This is a genomic window from Micromonospora sp. WMMD1120, from assembly GCF_029626235.1.
In the GTDB taxonomy this organism is placed as follows: domain Bacteria; phylum Actinomycetota; class Actinomycetes; order Mycobacteriales; family Micromonosporaceae; genus Micromonospora.
On sequence record NZ_JARUBO010000005.1, the window covers coordinates 1,890,227 to 1,907,328 of the forward strand.

The 17,102-nt window shown below is 70.0% G+C and carries 15 protein-coding genes; 7 read left to right on the forward strand and 8 right to left on the reverse strand.

Going from position 1 to position 17,102, the window contains the following annotated elements; translation table 11 throughout:
• Position 1 precedes the first annotated feature (1 nt).
• Positions 2 to 679 carry a maleylpyruvate isomerase N-terminal domain-containing protein gene (locus O7634_RS08980; protein WP_278149674.1) on the forward strand — a complete coding sequence of 226 codons (678 nt, stop codon included), beginning with the start codon at positions 2 to 4 and terminating at the stop codon, positions 677 to 679.
• Positions 680 to 855: 176 nt separating this feature from the next.
• Here the strand turns inward: O7634_RS08980 and dnaB are convergent, their stop codons facing one another.
• Positions 856 to 2,259 (reverse strand): replicative DNA helicase, encoded by a 1,404-nt coding sequence (dnaB, locus tag O7634_RS08985; protein WP_278149675.1) that lies wholly within the window; start codon positions 2,257 to 2,259, stop codon positions 856 to 858.
• Positions 2,260 to 2,654: 395 nt separating this feature from the next.
• Here dnaB and O7634_RS08990 point away from each other — a divergent pair, with 395 nt between their 5' ends.
• Positions 2,655 to 4,226: a hypothetical protein gene (locus O7634_RS08990; protein ID WP_278149676.1), complete on the forward strand. Its 1,572-nt coding sequence runs from the start codon at positions 2,655 to 2,657 to the stop codon at positions 4,224 to 4,226.
• Positions 4,227 to 4,376: 150 nt separating this feature from the next.
• Here O7634_RS08990 and rplI read toward each other — a convergent pair whose 3' ends face one another.
• The 4 genes from rplI to rpsF form a co-directional block, all read right to left on the reverse strand.
• A complete protein-coding gene (gene rplI, locus O7634_RS08995; RefSeq protein ID WP_030331806.1) occupies positions 4,377 to 4,823 on the reverse strand; it encodes a 50S ribosomal protein L9 in 447 nt (148 codons plus the stop codon).
• 14 nt (positions 4,824 to 4,837) lie between these two features.
• Positions 4,838 to 5,077 (reverse strand): 30S ribosomal protein S18, encoded by a 240-nt coding sequence (gene rpsR / locus O7634_RS09000; protein ID WP_013289355.1) that lies wholly within the window; start codon positions 5,075 to 5,077, stop codon positions 4,838 to 4,840.
• 41 nt (positions 5,078 to 5,118) lie between these two features.
• Positions 5,119 to 5,649: a single-stranded DNA-binding protein gene (locus O7634_RS09005; protein WP_278149677.1), complete on the reverse strand. Its 531-nt coding sequence runs from the start codon at positions 5,647 to 5,649 to the stop codon at positions 5,119 to 5,121.
• Positions 5,650 to 5,727: 78 nt separating this feature from the next.
• A complete protein-coding gene (rpsF, locus tag O7634_RS09010; RefSeq protein ID WP_007073791.1) occupies positions 5,728 to 6,018 on the reverse strand; it encodes a 30S ribosomal protein S6 in 291 nt (96 codons plus the stop codon).
• A 630-nt stretch (positions 6,019 to 6,648) separates the two neighbouring features.
• Here rpsF and O7634_RS09015 point away from each other — a divergent pair.
• Positions 6,649 to 7,440 carry a deoxyribonuclease IV gene (locus O7634_RS09015; RefSeq protein ID WP_278149678.1) on the forward strand — a complete coding sequence of 264 codons (792 nt, stop codon included), beginning with the start codon at positions 6,649 to 6,651 and terminating at the stop codon, positions 7,438 to 7,440.
• Positions 7,437 to 9,914: a hypothetical protein gene (locus tag O7634_RS09020; protein ID WP_278149679.1), complete on the forward strand. Its 2,478-nt coding sequence runs from the start codon at positions 7,437 to 7,439 to the stop codon at positions 9,912 to 9,914. The genes O7634_RS09015 and O7634_RS09020 overlap by 4 nt, the downstream gene beginning before the upstream one ends.
• Before the next feature lie 119 nt (positions 9,915 to 10,033).
• Here the strand turns inward: O7634_RS09020 and O7634_RS09025 are convergent, their stop codons facing one another.
• Positions 10,034 to 11,536 (reverse strand): glycosyltransferase 87 family protein, encoded by a 1,503-nt coding sequence (locus O7634_RS09025; protein WP_278149680.1) that lies wholly within the window; start codon positions 11,534 to 11,536, stop codon positions 10,034 to 10,036.
• Between the two features lie 122 nt (positions 11,537 to 11,658).
• Positions 11,659 to 13,887 (reverse strand): transglycosylase domain-containing protein, encoded by a 2,229-nt coding sequence (locus O7634_RS09030; RefSeq protein WP_278149681.1) that lies wholly within the window; start codon positions 13,885 to 13,887, stop codon positions 11,659 to 11,661.
• Positions 13,888 to 13,996: 109 nt separating this feature from the next.
• Between O7634_RS09030 and O7634_RS09035 the strand changes: the two genes are divergently transcribed.
• Positions 13,997 to 14,557, forward strand: coding sequence for a hypothetical protein (locus O7634_RS09035; protein WP_278149682.1), 561 nt, complete (start codon positions 13,997 to 13,999; stop codon positions 14,555 to 14,557).
• Between the two features lie 139 nt (positions 14,558 to 14,696).
• Here the strand turns inward: O7634_RS09035 and O7634_RS09040 are convergent, their stop codons facing one another.
• Positions 14,697 to 15,146 (reverse strand): DUF5318 domain-containing protein, encoded by a 450-nt coding sequence (locus O7634_RS09040; RefSeq protein WP_278149683.1) that lies wholly within the window; start codon positions 15,144 to 15,146, stop codon positions 14,697 to 14,699.
• Positions 15,147 to 15,322: 176 nt separating this feature from the next.
• On the opposite strand from O7634_RS09040, the gene O7634_RS09045 reads away from it, so the two are divergent.
• Both O7634_RS09045 and O7634_RS09050 read left to right on the forward strand, forming a co-directional pair.
• On the forward strand, positions 15,323 to 15,961 hold the full coding sequence (locus tag O7634_RS09045) for a PadR family transcriptional regulator (RefSeq protein WP_278149684.1): 639 nt from the start codon (positions 15,323 to 15,325) through the stop codon (positions 15,959 to 15,961).
• A 23-nt stretch (positions 15,962 to 15,984) separates the two neighbouring features.
• Positions 15,985 to 17,064 carry an inositol-3-phosphate synthase gene (locus O7634_RS09050; protein WP_278149685.1) on the forward strand — a complete coding sequence of 360 codons (1,080 nt, stop codon included), beginning with the start codon at positions 15,985 to 15,987 and terminating at the stop codon, positions 17,062 to 17,064.
• Positions 17,065 to 17,102: the final 38 nt, after the last annotated feature.

Consider the following 17,102-nt stretch of genomic DNA (forward strand, 5'->3'; position numbering starts at 1 on the left):
CATGACCACGATCCGACCGGACGAGGCGCTGGCCCAGGCGTACGACGGGATCACCGCGGTGGTCAGCGGCCTCGACGACGCCGGCCTGCAACGCGCCACCCGCTGCCGAGGCTGGCTCGTCGCCGACCTGCTCCTGCACGTGCTCGGCGATGCCCAGCGGGCACTCGTCGCCCTGGCCAGCCCCGCCGACGGCCCCGCGGACGTGGACGACGTCAGCTACTGGCGTGACTTCCCGGGCAACGACGACGCGGCCACCCGGCACGCCTGGTGGGTCCGCCGGTCGGCCGCCGCGTTCGACAGTCCGACCGGGATCGTCCGGCTCTGGCGGGAGACCGCCCCGGCGGCTGTCCGGGCCGCCGCCTCAGCCGACCCCGAGGGGTACGTGAGCACCCAGGGACACGTCCTGCGGGTCCCTGACTTCCTCGCCACGCTGACCACCGAGGCCGTCGTGCACCACCTGGACCTCATTCCCGAGTTGCCCGACGCGCCGGCGCCCGGCTCTCTCGCCGTACGCGTGGCGGTGGCCACCATGGATGGTCTGCTCAGCGACGACACCGTCCGCCCCACCGCCTGGGACGACAACGACTACCTGCTGAAGGCGACGGGGCGCGTTCCGTTGACCGATCGGGACCGACTGGAGTTGGGTGAGTCGGCGGGCTGGTTCCCGCTGCTCGGTTGAGCCGGCGACGGAGGGGAACGGACATCTCCGGGGCGCGGACACCTCCGCAGGCGGTATTCCCCTGAGGAATATCTATACCCGTGAGTCATCCCGCTCGATGGACAAGCCGCCGCCCATCGGGCAGCGATCAGTGTCGCTGCGTCGGAGCGGAGCGGCCCGGCAGAGGGGTCGGGTCGTCACCCTATCGCCATGTCCACGAATCGCGAGAGATGCAATTGCGCCGCAACAGTCACCGTGTCGGTCGGCCCATTCCGATGCTTGGCAACAATGAAATCCGCTTCCCCGGCCCGCGGCGACTCCTTGTCGTAGTAGTCATCTCGGTGCAAAAGTATAACAACGTCTGCATCTTGCTCAATTGATCCAGATTCCCGCAAATCGGACAACTGGGGTCGCTTGTCGGTTCGTTGCTCGGGCCCACGATTCAGCTGACTGACCGCGATGACCGGGCACTCGACCTCCTTGGCCAGCAGCTTCAGGCCACGGGAGAGGTCCGCGACCTCCTGCTGGCGACTTTCGGTGCGCTTCGGCGAGGTCATCAGCTGGAGATAGTCGACAACGATCATCTTGAGGTCGTGCCGCTGCTTGAGCCGCCGCGCCTTGGCCCGGATCTCCATCAGGTTCATGCTCGGCGTGTCGTCGACGAACAGTGGCGCCTCGCTGATCTCACCCATGCACCGCGCCAGCTTGGTCCAGTCGTCGTCGGAGAGCTGCCCACTGCGCAGCACGTGCAGCGGCACCCGCGCCTCGGCGGAGAGCAACCGCATGACAATCTCGACCTTGCTCATTTCCAGCGAGAAGATGGCGGCAGCCTGGTTGGCACGAATCGCAGCATTTCGGGCGAAATCCATGCTAGCCGTCGATTTTCCGAGACCAGGCCTCCCCGCAACGATTACCAGCTGCCCGGCGTGCAGGCCGTTGAGCAGCCGGTCCAGGTCGCTGAAGCCGGTCGGCACACCGGTCATCACACCGCCCTGCGCGCCCACCGCCTCGATCTCGTCGAGGGTCGGCTGCAACATGTCGGCCAGGACCGCGAAGTCCTCGCTGACGCGGCGTTCGGTGACGTCGTAGACGGCCTGCTGGGCGAGGTCAACGATGTCGTCGACGTCGCGGCTTCCGCCGCTGGCGGTGCCGTAGCCGAGCTGCACGATCTTGGTGCCGGCCTCGACCAGGCGGCGCAGCACCGCCCGCTCGCTCACGATCCGGGCGTAGTACGCCGCGTTCGCCGCTGTGGGCACGCTGGCGATCAGGGTGTGCAGGTAGGGCGCGCCACCGATGCGCACCAGGTCTCCGGAGTCGGCGAGCGCCGCCGCGACGGTGATCGAGTCGGCGGGCTCGCCCCGGCCGTAGATGTCGAGGATGGTGTCGAAGATGGTGGCGTGCACCGGCCGGTAGAAGTCGTTGGTCTTGAGGATCTCGACGACGTCGGCGATGGCGTCCTTGGAGAGCAGCATGCCGCCGAGCACGCACTGCTCGGCGGCGACGTCCTGCGGCGGGGTCTTGTCGAACTGGCCGTCCCGCTGCGCGGGCGGCTGGCCTGCGCCGGAGCGTGGCTCTGCCCGCATGTCGTCGGTGACCGACACGGGTCCCCCCTCCACTGCGCCGGATGTAGTCCCAGCTCTACCTCTGCGGTACGACACTTCCGTCCGACCGGGCCGGTCGATCGGGGGCCATCGCCGGCGGTCGAGCGCCAACCATACGGACCCCGAGGTCAGAGCTTCAACAAGGCCGGTGGACGAGCCTCGGGACAACCTGTGGATGCCGGTGGGCAGCATGTGCGCAGAGTGTGCACAGCCTGTGGAAAACCATTGGGGAATTCTCGGCCGCAAGCCCTTGGCCTGCTTAAACAGCCTCCCCACCCTGTGGAGGAGAATATTTCGGTCGGGTCTGTGACACGATCGTCCCGTACTATCTCCAGCGAACGGCTACACCTGGACAGCGGATTCCGCTTTCGGTTCAGAAGGGTCACACTCCGGCCGTGAGTTACCGGGACTGGGGACGCGGGGATGGCAGCCCGCGCGAGCGCCAGCCAACCGCCTCGTGGAGTGAGCGCGCGGCGTCCGTTCCGGTCGATCCCTATGAGGAGGACGGGCGCTACCGCACCTCCAGTCGGCGGCGTGCCCTGGAACGCGGCCAAGACGAGCCGGTCGACGCCTACCTGCCCCGGTGGGCGCTGGAGTCGGGCGTCCAGCGCGCCGACGGCGGGGGTCGTCATGCCGCGCCGGACGAGGACGACGACGGGTTCGACCGGCCGACGTCGGGCGCCGGTCGGCGCGCGGCCGAGTCGGACGCCTGGCAGCGGGGTGGCCGGGCGGGTCGTCGGGAGCAGATGGCGATCGGCGCCGGCCCGGCGTCGGACCACACCCGGGAGTGGACGCTCGACCGTCCGCAGGAGCAGGGGTACGCGGGGCGCCGCCGCGCCGACGCGGAGGAGGACGAGCCGGTTTCCGGCGCGGTGCGGGACCGGCGTCCCCGGCGTGCGCCCGCTGGCCGTCCACAGGTGATCTGGTCGGGCGGCGATCTGGAGTCGGCTACCCCGGGTGAGCAGACGCCGGGCCAGCAGGCGAGTCCTCCGAGCCGGCGTAGGCGTCGGGTGACGGAGGAGTCGTGGGGGTCCCGTCCGGTGGCCGACCCGTGGGCCCGTACGTCGGATCGGGCGGTTGAGCCCGAGCCGTCGTATCCGCCGGCGGTGGATCCGTGGGACGCGTCGGGCGTGCACGAGTGGCTGCCGTCGGCCGGGGCGGACACCGGTGACCTGAGTGGCCAGTGGCCGGCGGCGGAGAGCGTCGGTGGCTGGGAGCGCTCGGAGCACACCGGCCAGTGGGAACGGTCCGCGATCGAGGACGACCAGTGGGACCGGACGCTGCCGCCGCGCTCTGACCGGTCGGTGGCGGCGGAGGGGTGGCCGAGCCGGGACGACGGGTTCTGGTCGGGCACCCGATTGGCCGATGACGATCCTCGGTGGATGGACCCGACGACGTCGGCGCCGCGTTCGCCGGTTGTCGGCTACACGGCGCCTCGGCCGCGCAGCACGGCCGCGCCGCGTACCGCTGCGCCCCGCGGGGCTGCGCCGCGGACTGGTGCGCCGCGGCGTCGGGCGGACCGGCCGGTGGTGGGGACGGCGTCGGTGCGCCGGCGGGTCGAGTCGGCGGCCAGTGGCGCCTGGGCGCGGCGGCTGGAGGATGACCTGCTCGACCCGGATCCCGGTGGGTCGGTCCGACCGCTGCTGTACACGGCTGCCTGTTATCTGGTGCCGGCGATGCTGATCTTCGTCTGGTTGTTGACGTTGGACGCTCAGGCGCCGGCCGGTTGCGTGACCGACATCAGTGGAGGCGGTTGCGACTCGGCGCGCTCGCGGGCGTTGGAGTCGTTGCTCGCCGGTTCGCCGCGCTTCGGGTTGGCGCTGGTGAGCAGCCTGGTGGTGGCGGCGCTGCTGCGCCGGGTGGGCACGACGTGGCGGTCGGCGACCATCGCGGTGGCCGCCGCGGTGGTCGGTGGCGGTCTGTCCACGGTGTTGATCAGCGCGGTGACGGGTCAGCCGATCGGCTGACCGGCCGGCGAAGCCGAGTCCGGGCCGGCAGGCCGCGTCCGCCGGGTGCCGGCGGCAGGGCCACGGCCCGGCCAACAACAACGGCGATGGGGTACGCGCGAGGGCCCGCACCGATCGCTCGGTGCGGGCCCTCGTGTGGCGTTGCGGACGTCAGCCCTGAACGACGTTCAGGTTGAACGACGCGGTCACCTCGGGGTGCAGCTTGATCTTCACCGGGTAGGTGCCGGTCGACTTGATGTGACCGGGCACCTCCAGCCGACGCCGGTCGAGGACCGGGCCGCTGGCCGCCTTGACGGCGTCGACGATCTCGGCCGGAGTGACCGAGCCGAAGAGCCGCCCACCGTCGCCGGCACGGACCTTCAGGTTGACCTTCAGACCCTCGAGCTGAGCCTTGACCTCGTTGGCGTGGTCGAGGTCGCGGATCTCACGGGCCGAACGAGCCCGCTTGATGACCGTGACCTGCTTTTCCGCGCCCTTGGTCCAGGCGATCGCGAAGCCCTGCGGCAGCAGGTAGTTACGGCCGTAGCCGTTCTTGACCTCGACGATGTCGCCCGGGGCACCGAGGCCGGACACTTCCTGAGTCAGGATGATCTTCATATCGGTGCCTCCTCTCAGCGGGTGGTGGCCGTGTACGGCAGGAGCGCCATCTCACGGGCGTTCTTGACCGCACGGGCGATCTGCCGCTGCTGCTGCGAGGTCACGCCGGTCACCCGCCGAGCGCGGATCTTGCCGCGGTCGGAGATGAACTTGCGCAGCAGCGCGGTGTCCTTGTAATCGATGTAGGTGATCCCGTCCTTGTCGAGCGGGTTCACCTTCTTCTTCGGCTTGCGAAGTGCCGCAGCCTTGGCCATTGCACGTGCTCCTGGTTTGCGATCGCGGGCGCTCGGCGCCATTAGAACGGAGGCTCCTCGTCGAAGTTGCCGCCCGATCCAGCACGCGCGGGAGAGGGAGCGGCCGAAGCCCAGGGGTCGTCGAAGTTGCCTCCGCCGCCCTGGTTGCCACCGCCACCGCCACCGAAGCCGCCGCCACCGCCACCGGAGCGGGACATCTTCTGCACCTTCGCCGTGGCGTAGCGCAGCGAAGGGCCGATCTCGTCGACCTCAAGCTCGATGACAGTGCGCTTCTCGCCCTCGCGGGTCTCGTAGGACCGCTGACGCAGCCGGCCCGAGACGATCACCCGAGCGCCACGCTGGAGCGACTCGGCGACGTGCTCGGCGGCCTGCCGCCAGACGGTGCATGCGAGGAACAGCGGCTCGCCGTCCTTCCACTCGTTCGACGCCTTGTCCATGTAACGGGGCGTCGAAGCGACTCGGAACTTGGCGACCGCAGCCCCGGAGGGGGTGAACCGCAACTCGGGGTCATCGGTCAGATTGCCGATGACCGTGATGGTGGTGTCTCCTGCCATGACCATCTCCTCGCGCACTCAGCGTCTCGTCCTACAGGCTCGCAGAGCCGTACGACAGAGCCGCGGAGGCTGATCCGGGCGAACCGGGTTGAATGCTTAGCGCATCTCCGGCCGGATGACCTTGGTGCGCAGCACGGACTCGTTGAGCCGGAGCTGACGGTCCAGCTCGGCCACGGCAGCAGGCGTGGCCTGCAGGTCGACGACGGCGTAGATGCCCTCGGCCTTTTTGTTGATCTCGTACGCGAGGCGCCGGCGGCCCCACACGTCGGTCTTCTCAACCGAGCCACCCGCGGTCCGGATCACGTTCAGGTACGTGTCGAGCGACGGGGCGACGGTGCGTTCCTCGAGGCTGGGGTCGAGGATCACCATGATCTCGTAATGACGCAAGACGTGCTCACCTCCTGTGGGCTAAGCGGCCACGGTCCTTCCGTGGCAGGAGGTCGTGCGTCGTTGCCCGCACGTGCCGGGGGATCCCGGTCGGACGCGGACAACCTGACCAGGATAGCCGGTCCGAACGATCATGCCCCGGGTGGTGGCGGCGGAGCCGGGACGCGGCGACGGGGGTCCACCGCCCGGCCGCCTGTCGGCTGGTGGTGAACCCCCGTCTACGAGGCCGCGGGGCGTCCGGTCCGCATTCCTTGGGTGGGACCTGGGGAGGAACGACCACACCGATGAGGTTGGACCGAAGACGCCCCGCGGAGCTTTATCGTGTTGTTATCTGACGATACAACGGCACTCGTACCTTGTCGGGGGAAAAAGCACAAATTTCCGAGATTTTCCGAGGGCCGCCATCCAGGTGCGGCGAGGGCGGCCCCCGCCGCGCCGGGCCGCGCGGCAGGGGTGACCTTGCTGTCGACCGTCGACCACCGGCCACCCGCCGCGGACGCCCGCGCCACTCGCGCCGACCGGAGGTCGATCGCCGGCTCGATCCCATCAACGATCGTCGGTTCCCACGGTGACGCGACACCGTCCCAACCGTCGCCACGGTGGTCGGGGCCGCGACGTAGGCTCGCTCGCATGCGTATCGGAGCCCACGTCGATTCGACCGACCCGCTGGCGGAGGCGACCGCCCGGTCCGCCGACACCGTGCAGTTCTTCCTCTCCGACCCCCAGGGCTGGAAGGCGCCCAAGCCTCGGGAGGATGCCGAGCTGCTACGCGCGGCCGAGGTCGACCTCTACGTGCACGCCCCCTACGTCATCAACGTCGCCACCCTGAACAACCGGATCCGTATCCCCAGCCGGAAGCTGCTCCTCGGGCACGCCACCGCGGCCGCCGGCATCGGCGCCAAGGGCCTCATCGTGCACGGCGGCCACGTCAACGCCGGCGACGACATCGCCGTCGGGTTCGACAACTGGCGCAAGACCTTCGCGTACGCGGCCGACTCCGGCGGCTTCGGCGTGCCGGTCCTGATCGAGAACACCGCCGGCGGCGACAACGCGTGCGCCCGACGCCTGGACGCCCTCGCCCGACTCTGGGACGCCGTCGGCGACTACGAGGTCGGCTTCTGTCTGGACACCTGCCACGCCTACGCGGGCGGTGAGGAACTGCTCGGCCTCGTCGACCGGGTCAAGGCGATCACCGGACGGATCGACCTGGTGCACGCCAACAACTCCAAGGGTGGTTTCAACTCCGGCCAGGACCGGCACGACAACCTCGACGGCGGCACGATCGAGCCCGAGTTGCTGGTAGCGGTGATCCGGGCCGCCGGCGCGCCGGTCGTGGTCGAGACACCGGGGGGCGCGACCGGTCAGAGCGCCGACATCGACTTCCTCCGTGAGCAGCTCGGCAACGGGAGTTCCGCGGCATGACCACCGGACAGCCCGGGACCGGCAACGCCCGGTCCGCCCCCACCGACGCAGATGCCGAGAGCCGAGGCGGCACCGCCCCGGGCACCCCCGCCCAGCCGGCCCGCACCGCCGAGGTGACCCCGCAGGTCGGCATCCCGCGAGCGGGCGATGCCGGAGCGACCGCGAACGGCGGCTCCGCGGCCGACGCTCCCGGCGCGCCGCCGTCCGCCGGTGTCGCCGGTCAGCAGACGAGCCCCACCGCCGTAACAGACACGGCCGGAGGCGGAAAGGACGCGGCCGGAGGCAGTGGGCGCGCGGCCGGAGGCAGTGGGTACGCGGCCGGGGGCGGCGGGGAGGCAGCCGGAGGCAGCGGGGACGGCGGCAAACAGGACGCCACCGCCACGGACACCGCCGGGGACGCTGCCGCGACCACCGACGCCGCTACCAAGGACAGCAGCGCGACCGAGGACGACAGCACGACCAAGAGCAACAGCGCGACCAAGGACGACAGCAAGACCAAGGACGGCAGCGGCGCCAGCACGGCCGCCACGGACGGAAGGACGACCACCGACGGGCGGGCCGCCGAGGAGGAGAAGGCGGGCGACGCCGGCGACAAGGCCAAGGCCGGCGGCGAGACCAAGGCCGATGGCGAGGCCAAGGCCGGCGACAAGGCCAAGGCCGGCGATAAGGCCAAGGCCGGCAGCGAGACGAAGGGGGACGGCGGCGACCCGTGGGAGGCGTTCGCGTCCGCGCCGGAGCCGAAGCCGACTCTCCTCGCCCGGGTGGGCGGCGCCGTCGGCCGGTTCCTGAGCCACGAGTGGACCCTCGCAGCCCTCGCCTCGTTGGCGCTGGCCGTGCTGATGACCTGGCCCACGCTGCGCTATCCGCGGTACACGCTTCCCCAGGACTACTGGGACCCGAGCCTTCAGGCGTGGCAGATGGCCTGGTCCGGGCACATCCTGCTGGCCGACCCGGCTCGGCTGTGGCAGTCGAACACGTTCTTCCCCGAGCTGTGGAGCTTCGCCTTCTCCGACACGCTGCTCGGGTATGCCCCGGCCGGAATGCTCGGCAGCGGTCCCGAGGACGCGGTGCTGCGCTACAACATCATGTTCGTGCTGGCGCACGCGCTCGCCACGTTCGGGGCGTACGCGCTGGCGCGGCAGCTCGGGGCCGGCCGGATCGGCGCGGCCGTGGCGGGCGTCAGCTACACCTACGCGCCGTGGTTGCTGGCCCAGGCCGGACACCTGCACGTGCTCTCCAACGGGGGTATCCCGCTGGCGCTGGCGATGTTGGCGCGCGGGCACGGTTGGTCCCTCCGGCACGGTTACCGACCGGAGCGCCGGCACGACGGTTGGGTCTACGCCGGTTGGCTGGTGGCGGCCTGGCAGCTCAGCCTCGGCTTCGGCATCGGGCTGCCGTTCGCGTACCTCCTGGCCGGTGTGGTGCTAATCGCCGCCGTCCTGTTCCTCGTACGACGGCTGCGCACCGGTCGGGCAGTGCCGTTCGGTCGTCGGCTGCTCGCCGCCGACGTGCTCGGTGGGGTGCTGTTCGCCGGGGTGGGGCTGCTGATGGCGTACCCCTTCTTCAAGGTCACCGAGCTGCACCCGTACGCGGAGCGCACCATCGGCGATGTCAGCATCTTCTCGCCACCGGCGTCGGGGTTCGTGACGGCGCCGGCCGAGTCCCGGATCTGGGGCGGGCTGCACGAGGGTGCCCGAGCGGCGCTGCCGTGGCACCCGGAGATGACCCTGCTGCCGGGTTTCGTGCTCTACGCCCTCGCCCTGGGCGGGCTGTTCTTCTCGGTCTGGCGGCTGCGGCACCGACTGCTGCTGCTGGCCGGGGTGCTGGTCACGATGGCCTTCGCGATGGGCACCCGCTTCTTCGACGGCACGTTCACCTACGTGCCGCTCTTCGAGCACGTGCCGGGTTGGAGCGCGCTGCGTACCCCCGGGCGGTTGATGCTCTGGACGACGTTGCTGCTCGGCCTGCTCGCGGCGGGCGCGGTGACGGCGCTGACCGACCGGGTCCGTGAGTTGACCGCGCACCGGATCCCGTCGTGGCCGGGTCCGTGGTTGCGGACGGCGACCCTGCTGCCGCTGCTGCTGGTCACCGTCGAGGGTCTGAACACCACCCCGCACCCGGTGGTGCCGACGCAACCGGCCGCGATGCGGTCGGCCCAGGGGCCGCTGCTGGTGCTGCCCAGCAACCAGAGCCTGGACCAGCACGTGATGCTCTGGTCGACCAGCGGGTTCCCCGACGTGGTCAACGGCGGCAGCGGTTTCACCCCCCGCCAGCTCGACGACGTCCGCCGGGTGAGCCAGTCGTTCCCCGACCAGACCAGCGTGGACTACCTGCGCACGCTCGGCGTCCGCACCGTGGTGTTGCTGCGCGGTCAGGTGCCCGGCACACCGTGGGAGATCACCATCGACGCGCCGGTCGAGTCGCTGGGCATCAGCCGGCAGGAGGTCGGGGACGCGGTCGTTTACCGGCTCTGAGGCTTAGGGCGGGTTTTGGGGGGAGCCCACCCGGCTCCGGGCGGTCAGGCTTGATCCCTGCGCCGGGCGGGCTCCCCCCAAAACCCTGACGTGGTCCGGGCCACGTTCGACCTTGCGGGTCAGGTGCTGACCGGTTCCAGAGAGGGCTCGCTCTTCAGGGGGCGGCGCCAGCGGTCGAGCCAGGGGGCGTCGGGGGCGCCGTCGAGAACGCCGCCGTCCGGGTCGTCGGCGTAGGTGGCGCGTACCGCGTCCCGCTCGGGGTGCAGGATCTCCTTCACGACCAGCACGCAGAGCACCACCACTGTGGTCAGCCGCAACGTGGCGGCCAGCACGAACACTCCCTCCGGGAAGACCGGACGGCTGGTCGCCGCACCGAGCAGTTCACCGTAGAAGGCGACGAAGTAGCAGACCTCGGCGATCTGCCAGGCCAGGAAGGCGCCCCACTTCGGGCGGGCCAGCACCACCAGCGGGAGCAGCCACAGCACGAACTGCTGCGACCAGACCTTGCTGAAGATGAGGAACGCCGCCACCACCAGGAAGGCGAGTTGGCCCAGCCGGGGTCGGCGGGGCGCCCGCAGCGCCAGCACCGCCACCCCGAGGCAGGCCACCGCGAAGAGGGCGTACGAGAGGTTGTTGAGGGTGGGGATGTTGGCGTTCAGCCATTCGAACGGGCCGAGTTGCGTGGGGTCGTTGCCGACCTTGCCGTCCAGGTAGCGGCCGATGTACCAGAGCGTTCCCCAGTCGATCGGCCGGGTGGTGTTCAGCTCGAAGAACCGGTCCCAGTTCTCCGGGTACGCGCGTGCGGCCGGCAGGTTCACCAGCACCACTGCCGCGACGGCGGTTCCGGTCGCGACGAGCGCGGCGCGGACCCGGTTGGCGCGCAGCGCCAGAACGAGGATCGGCCCGAGCAGGAACAGCGGCCAGAGTTTCGCCGCGCCGGCCAGTCCGAGCAGCACCCCGGCCACCGCCGGTCGTTGTCGGGCCCAGGCCAGCAGGCCGAACGCGGCCAGCCCGATGGCGAGCAGGTCCCAGTTGACGGTGGCGGTGAGCACCAGCGCCGGGGCCAGCGCGAACATCGCCGCGTCCCAGGGTCGTCGGCGGCGCAACGACAGCAGCACCGCCACCGTCGCCACGGCGAGCGCGCCCAGCACCAGCGCGTTGAGGTTGTAGAACCACTGAGCCTGGTTGACGCTCGGGTCGTCCGCCCCGACGGCGTGCACCGGCAGACCCAGCGCACCCATGAAGTAGCCGGTGAGCACCGGGTACTCCACCGGGTGGTCCCGGTAGGGCACCTTGCCCTCGTTGAGGCCCTCGGCGTAATAGAGCGCGAGCACGTCGGTGTAGCAGAACCGGGTGTACTGGATGTTGTTCTGCCACCCGCCGTCCTGGCAGGGTGACTTCTGCACCCAGTGCAGCGCGAGGGTGAGGCACGCCAGCGCCAGCACGATCCGGGCGGCCGTCCAGAAGCGACCCTCCCGCCCGGCCGGCCGGTCGAGGGCGGTCGCGTGGTCGCCCAGCGGGCCGCCGATGACGCCGGAGACGCCGCGGACGAACCCGTCGGAACGGGACGGGTGATCGATGGTTCCGGCGTCGTCGATGCCGGGCGTCGACTGGGTGCTCATGAACAGGCATCCTGCCGTACGACAGGGGTGCCCGTCCTGTCCCGGCGTCGAGATCCGGATAGGAAACGCCGCCACCGGCGGGACAGGTCGTCCGGCCGGCGGCGGCGTCAGGTGTACGTCGGTTACTCCCGGTTGGGTGGTAGGCCGGGTAACAGCCCACCACCGGCGCCACCGTTGTTGTTGGGCCCGCCGGGTCCTCCCGGTCCGCCAGGTCCGCCCGGGCCACCCGGGTTACCGGGGCCGCCCGGGTTGACCACGCAGAACGGGTCGATGAGCGGGTTGCAGGACGGCCCACCGGGCTGGCCCGGGTTGGTCGGCGGTGGCGCGACCGGCTCCTTGCCGTTGCCCTTCGTGGTGTCGCCCTCGCCGGTGACACTGGGCAGGGAGACCTTCTCCTGACCGTTGAGGGCGATGTTCATGTACTTCTCCCAGATCGGACCGGGGAGCGTCGAGCCGCCGATGTCCTTACCGCTGGCGAGGCGGATCTGCGGCTTCTTCGGGTCCCGGCTGCCCACCCACACCGCCGTGGCGTTCTGCGGGGTGTAGCCGACCGTCCAGGCGTGCGCGTTGTCCTTGCTGTCGTACTCCCAGGTGCCGGTCTTGGCGGCGGCCTGGCGGCCGTCCTCCAGGGAGATGTTGTTCGGACGGGGGATCTGCTTCAGGACGCCGGTGACCTCATCGGTGATCTTCTTGGGGATCCGTTGAACCGGCTTGATCCGCTCGCTACCGACGGTCTTCCACTTGCCGGTCTCCTTGTCCTGCTGGTCCACCTTGATGATGAAGTGCGCAGGGATGTACTTGCCGTCGTTGGCGAAGGTGGCCATGGCGTTGGCGTGGTCGAACACGGTGATCGGGTACTTGCCGAAACCGGTGTAGTTGTCGAACGGGGTCTTCCCCTTCTTCGACAGGTCGAAGGCCTGCGGCGGATCGACGCCCCACATGGTGGTCACGCCGGCCTTGTGGGCCATCTCGACGACCTTCTCGGCGCCGATCTCGTCGGCGACCCAGTAGAAGGGCACGTTGTACGACTGGATCGTCGACTCTTCGAGGGTGCACCACTTGCCGCACTTCAGGTTGGTCCGGCCGGCGTTGCCGATCGTGTCCCTCGAACCCTCCGGCTTGTACGGCGTCGGGTCCCAGTGCGACTTGACCGAGATGCCGGCCTCGATCGCGGCGGCCAGGGTGTAGACCTTCATCGACGAGCCCGGCGGATGACCGCCGGTGAGGTCGCCGTTCTTGTCGGTGTTCTTGCCCGCGTAGTCGAAGTCGGCACCGCTGTCACCGCCGTAGTAGGCGAGCACCCGGCCCTTCTTCGGGTCGATCGAGACCACCGCCGCCATCAGGTTCTTCGGCTGGTCGTTGAGCTCGGAGCCCTTCTTCGACTGCATCGCCGTGTTCTCCGCGGCGGCCTGGAGCTTGGGGTCGATGGTCGTGGTGATCCGGTAGCCACCGTCGCGCAACGCGTCCACGCAGCTCGTCTTGCCGGCCGCACCGGTGTCGGAGCAGAGCCCCATCTGGTCCATCTCTTGCCGGACGTAGTTGATGACGTTGCCGCGCGGGCTGTCGACGCCGAAGCCGACGCCGTCCTTCTTCGGCGGCAGCACCTTCGGGTACTCCGTCGGCGCCGGGGGACGGCCCGGAGCGTCCAACCAGCGTTCCTTCTTCATGCCGTCGATCACGTAGGCCCACCGTGCCTTGGCATCCACCTCGTTGACGGCCGGGTCGAAGCCCCGGTGCGTCGAGCTCGCCACCGGCTGCTTGATCACCGCAGCCAGGACCGCGCCCTCGGCGGGGGTGAGCTTGATCGCCGACTTGCCGAAGTAGGTCTGCGCCGCCGCCTCGATGCCGTACGCGCCGCGGCCGAAGTAGATGACGTTCAGGTAGTGCTGCATGATCGTCGGCTTGTCGTACCGCTCGTTGAGCTTGGAGGCGAGGATGGCCTCCTTCACCTTCCGGCCGTACGTGTCGTCCTGGAGGTTCTCGAACGCGTTGCGGGCGTACTGCTGGGTGATCGTCGAGGCGCCCTGCTTGTCACCGCCGGAGACGTTGTTCCACGCGGCCCGGACGATGCCCTTGTAGTCGACGCCCGAGTGCCGGTAGAAGTTGCGGTCCTCGGCCGCGGCGACCGCGTCCTGCACGTGCTGCGGAATCTGCTGGATGGTGACGAAGGTGCGGTTCTCGCTGCCCAGCTTGGCCAGCTGCGTCTTGCCGTCCTTGGCGTAGACGGTGGTGGACAACGGCAGCGGCATCTCGTCGGGCATGACGACGTTCGTCGAGTAGTAGGTGAACCCGACGACGCCGATGCCGGCGAGCATGATGAAGACCGCGAACCCGGCGATCAGCATGTTCATCCGCTTACGCTTCTTGGCCCGCGCCGCGCCGCCCGGGTCACCCGCGCCCCGTCCGCCCCGTCCGGGACCGGTGGGGCCACCAGGACCGCCCGGCCCACCGGAGACCGGCGTGACACTCGCCCGGGCGACCGCCGCGCGACCACCGACCGACGCGGAGCCGACACTGGCCCGGCCCGCCGACGCCGCGCCGACCGACGCCGCGCCGACGACGGCACGGCCCGCCGGAGCGCCCGGCGCCGGGGAGACGGGCACCGAGGCCCGACCAGCGCCGGCACGGCCAGCGGCCACAGCCGGCGCCGGTGACACCGGAACCGAGGCCCGCCCGGCCCGACCCGCCGACGCCGAACCCACCGAGGCGGAACCGGAGGCCGCGCCGCCCCGCGGTGGCACCGCAGCCGAGCCGCCGACAGTGGCCCGCCCGCCGGCCGCCCGTGGGGTCACCGAGGCCCGACCCGGGGTGGCTGTGCCACCGTCCGAGGCCGACCAGCCACTTCCGCCGGAGTCACCGCCGGATCGTCGGTACGCGTCGTCCGCGCCCGGTCCGGGATCACCGTTCGGGCCCGGGTACTGGGCCCGTCCGCGCGCAGAACTGGGATCGCCGTACGAGTTCATTCCTCACACCCTGCCGGTCGCGGTGGGGCGCGGCTGCGCCACCACCGGGTTGCCGTGAGTTGCTTCACCCGGGACATCGGCACGGGGGTGCCGACCCGACGGGTTCATTGCCGTATCAATCGGGCCAATCGGACCAACATGTGGTCGACCGTCCCGGGTTTCGTCAGCGGCCCCGGGGCCGGCCCCACCTGTTGCGATCACCGTTGCGCCTCTCGCCTCCGCCGCCCGGCACCTTCGGCGCCCGCCGCGTCCTGGTCGGCGGCGCCGTCGCCGTCACCGGTCAGACCGTCCCGCCCGAGCAGATACTGCTCCACAAGATGGTTCCAGTCACAGCCGAGGCACACCTCCACCACAAAGACCTGGAACTCACGCAGCGTCATCGCCAGCACGGGCAACTCGGCCAGTGTCCGGGCCTGCCCGGCGGACTGCTTGAGCTCGTCGCCGTAAATGTAATGGACGAGGGTCAGGTTCTCGCTGCGGCAGATCGGGCAGCGTCGGTCGGTCGGCTCGCCGTGGAACCGAGCGGCGTTCTTGAGGTAGGGCGATGCGTCGCACACGTCGTAGGTGCCGATCCGGCCGGCCAGGAGCTCACGCAGCACCGCTCGCTTCTGGAGCGAGTAGTCGACGACCTGGCGCTGCGTACGCATGCCGAGAAGGGTACGCGGTCCGGCCCACGCAGGCGACCGTGCTCACAATCAGTGACGAAGGGGTATCGGAACGGGGGGTTTGCCCTGGCCGGCGCGACCCGCTAACGTGCGATGTATCGGTCCGATACATCGCGGCGGTCACCACTCGACGCCGGAGGGTCAAGAGAGGGTGGCCAGTGCTCGAGTTCGCCATCCTCGGCCTCCTGCAGGAGTCTCCGATGCACGGCTACGAGCTGCGCAAGGAGTTGACCGCCAAACTCGGCGCGATCCGGGCGGCGATCAGTTACGGCTCGCTCTATCCGACGCTGCGTAGGCTGCAGGCGGCCGGATGGATCACCGAAGCTGCTGAGACGCCCGTCAACGCCGAGGAGGTCCCCGCGCTGACCAGCCGACGAGGTCGGGTGGTCTACAAAATCACCGCGGAGGGCAAGGAACGCTTCGCCCAGTTGATCGCACAGGCCGGGCCCGAGACGTACGACGACACGGGCTTCGGTGTGCACTTCGCGTTCTTCGCCCGGACCGACCAGGCGACCCGACTACGCATTCTGGAGGGTCGCCGCCGCAAGATCGAGGAGCGTCGCGAAGGGCTTCGTGACGTGCTGGGCCGGGCGGCCGAGCGCCTCGACGCTTACACGCTGGAGCTGCAGCGCCACGGTCTTGATGCCTGTGAGCGCGAGGTCCGCTGGCTGGAGGAGCTCATCGCCAACGAGCGCTCCGGCCGAGCCCCGACAGTCCCGAACCCCGGGACGGCCGGCGGCCGACGAGAAGACAACAGCCCGCCTCCGCCTGGAGAGACCAGGAATGAGCGGCCGTGACAGAAAAGAAGGAGGCAGACGCTATGGGCTCCGTCCGCGTCGCCATCGTCGGTGTGGGTAACTGCGCCTCGTCCCTGGTTCAGGGCGTCGAGTACTACCGGAATGCCGACCCGAACGACCGCGTCCCGGGTCTCATGCACGTTGCCTTCGGCGACTACCACGTCAACGCCGTGGAGTTCGTCGCGGCGTTCGACGTGGACGCCAAGAAGGTCGGCATGGACCTCGCGGAGGCGATCGTCGCCAGCGAGAACAACACCATCAAGCTCTGCGACGTGCCGCCGACCGGCGTCAGCGTGCAGCGCGGCCCCACCCTCGACGGTCTGGGCCAGTACTACCGCGAGATCGTCGAGGAGTCGGACGCCGCGCCGGTCGACGTGGCGCAGGCGCTGCGCGACGCGCAGGTCGACGTCGTCGTCTGCTACCTGCCGGTGGGCTCCGAGGAGGCCGCGAAGTTCTACGCCCAGGCCGCTATCGACGCCGGCTGCGCGTTCGTCAACGCCCTGCCCGTCTTCATCGCCTCCGACCCGGAGTGGGCCAAGAAGTTCGAGGACGCGGGCCTGCCGATCGTCGGTGACGACATCAAGAGCCAGGTCGGCGCCACCATCGTGCACCGCGCGCTCGCGAAGCTGTTCGAGGACCGCGGGGTCGAGCTGCTGCGCACGTACCAGCTCAACTTCGGCGGCAACATGGACTTCATGAACATGCTGGAGCGCAAGCGGCTGGTCTCCAAGAAGATCTCGAAGACCCAGTCGGTCACCTCGCAGATCCCGCACGAGATGAGCAAGAGCGACGTGCACATCGGCCCGTCGGACCACGTGCCGTGGCTGGACGACCGCAAGTGGGCGTACATCCGCCTGGAGGGCCGCTCCTTCGGTGACACCCCGCTGAACGCCGAGCTCAAGCTCGAGGTGTGGGACTCGCCGAACTCCGCCGGCGTGATCATCGACGCCGTTCGGGCCGCGAAGATCGCCCTGGACCGCAAGATCGGTGGCCCGATCCTGTCGGCCTCGTCGTACTTCATGAAGTCCCCGCCGGTGCAGTACGCCGACCACGACGCCCACCAGGCCGTGGAGGAGTTCATCGCCGGCGAGGTCGCGCGCTGACCCGCTGACACCCACACACGGCCGAGGGCCGGGTCCGT

Bases quoted from the DNA above. Each gene is read 5' to 3' on its own strand.
- O7634_RS08980 (WP_278149674.1), top strand. From the start codon at position 2: ATGACCACGATCCGACCGGACGAGGCGCTGGCCCAGGCGTACGACGGG.
- O7634_RS09025 (WP_278149680.1), bottom strand. From the start codon at position 11,536: ATGAGCACCCAGTCGACGCCCGGCATCGACGACGCCGGAACCATCGAT.
- O7634_RS09050 (WP_278149685.1), top strand. From the start codon at position 15,985: ATGGGCTCCGTCCGCGTCGCCATCGTCGGTGTGGGTAACTGCGCCTCG.
- O7634_RS09020 (WP_278149679.1), top strand. From the start codon at position 7,437: ATGACCACCGGACAGCCCGGGACCGGCAACGCCCGGTCCGCCCCCACC.
- O7634_RS09015 (WP_278149678.1), top strand. From the start codon at position 6,649: ATGCGTATCGGAGCCCACGTCGATTCGACCGACCCGCTGGCGGAGGCG.
- O7634_RS09030 (WP_278149681.1), bottom strand. From the start codon at position 13,887: ATGAACATGCTGATCGCCGGGTTCGCGGTCTTCATCATGCTCGCCGGC.
- O7634_RS09040 (WP_278149683.1), bottom strand. From the start codon at position 15,146: ATGCGTACGCAGCGCCAGGTCGTCGACTACTCGCTCCAGAAGCGAGCG.
- rplI (WP_030331806.1), bottom strand. From the start codon at position 4,823: ATGAAGATCATCCTGACTCAGGAAGTGTCCGGCCTCGGTGCCCCGGGC.
- rpsR (WP_013289355.1), bottom strand. From the start codon at position 5,077: ATGGCCAAGGCTGCGGCACTTCGCAAGCCGAAGAAGAAGGTGAACCCG.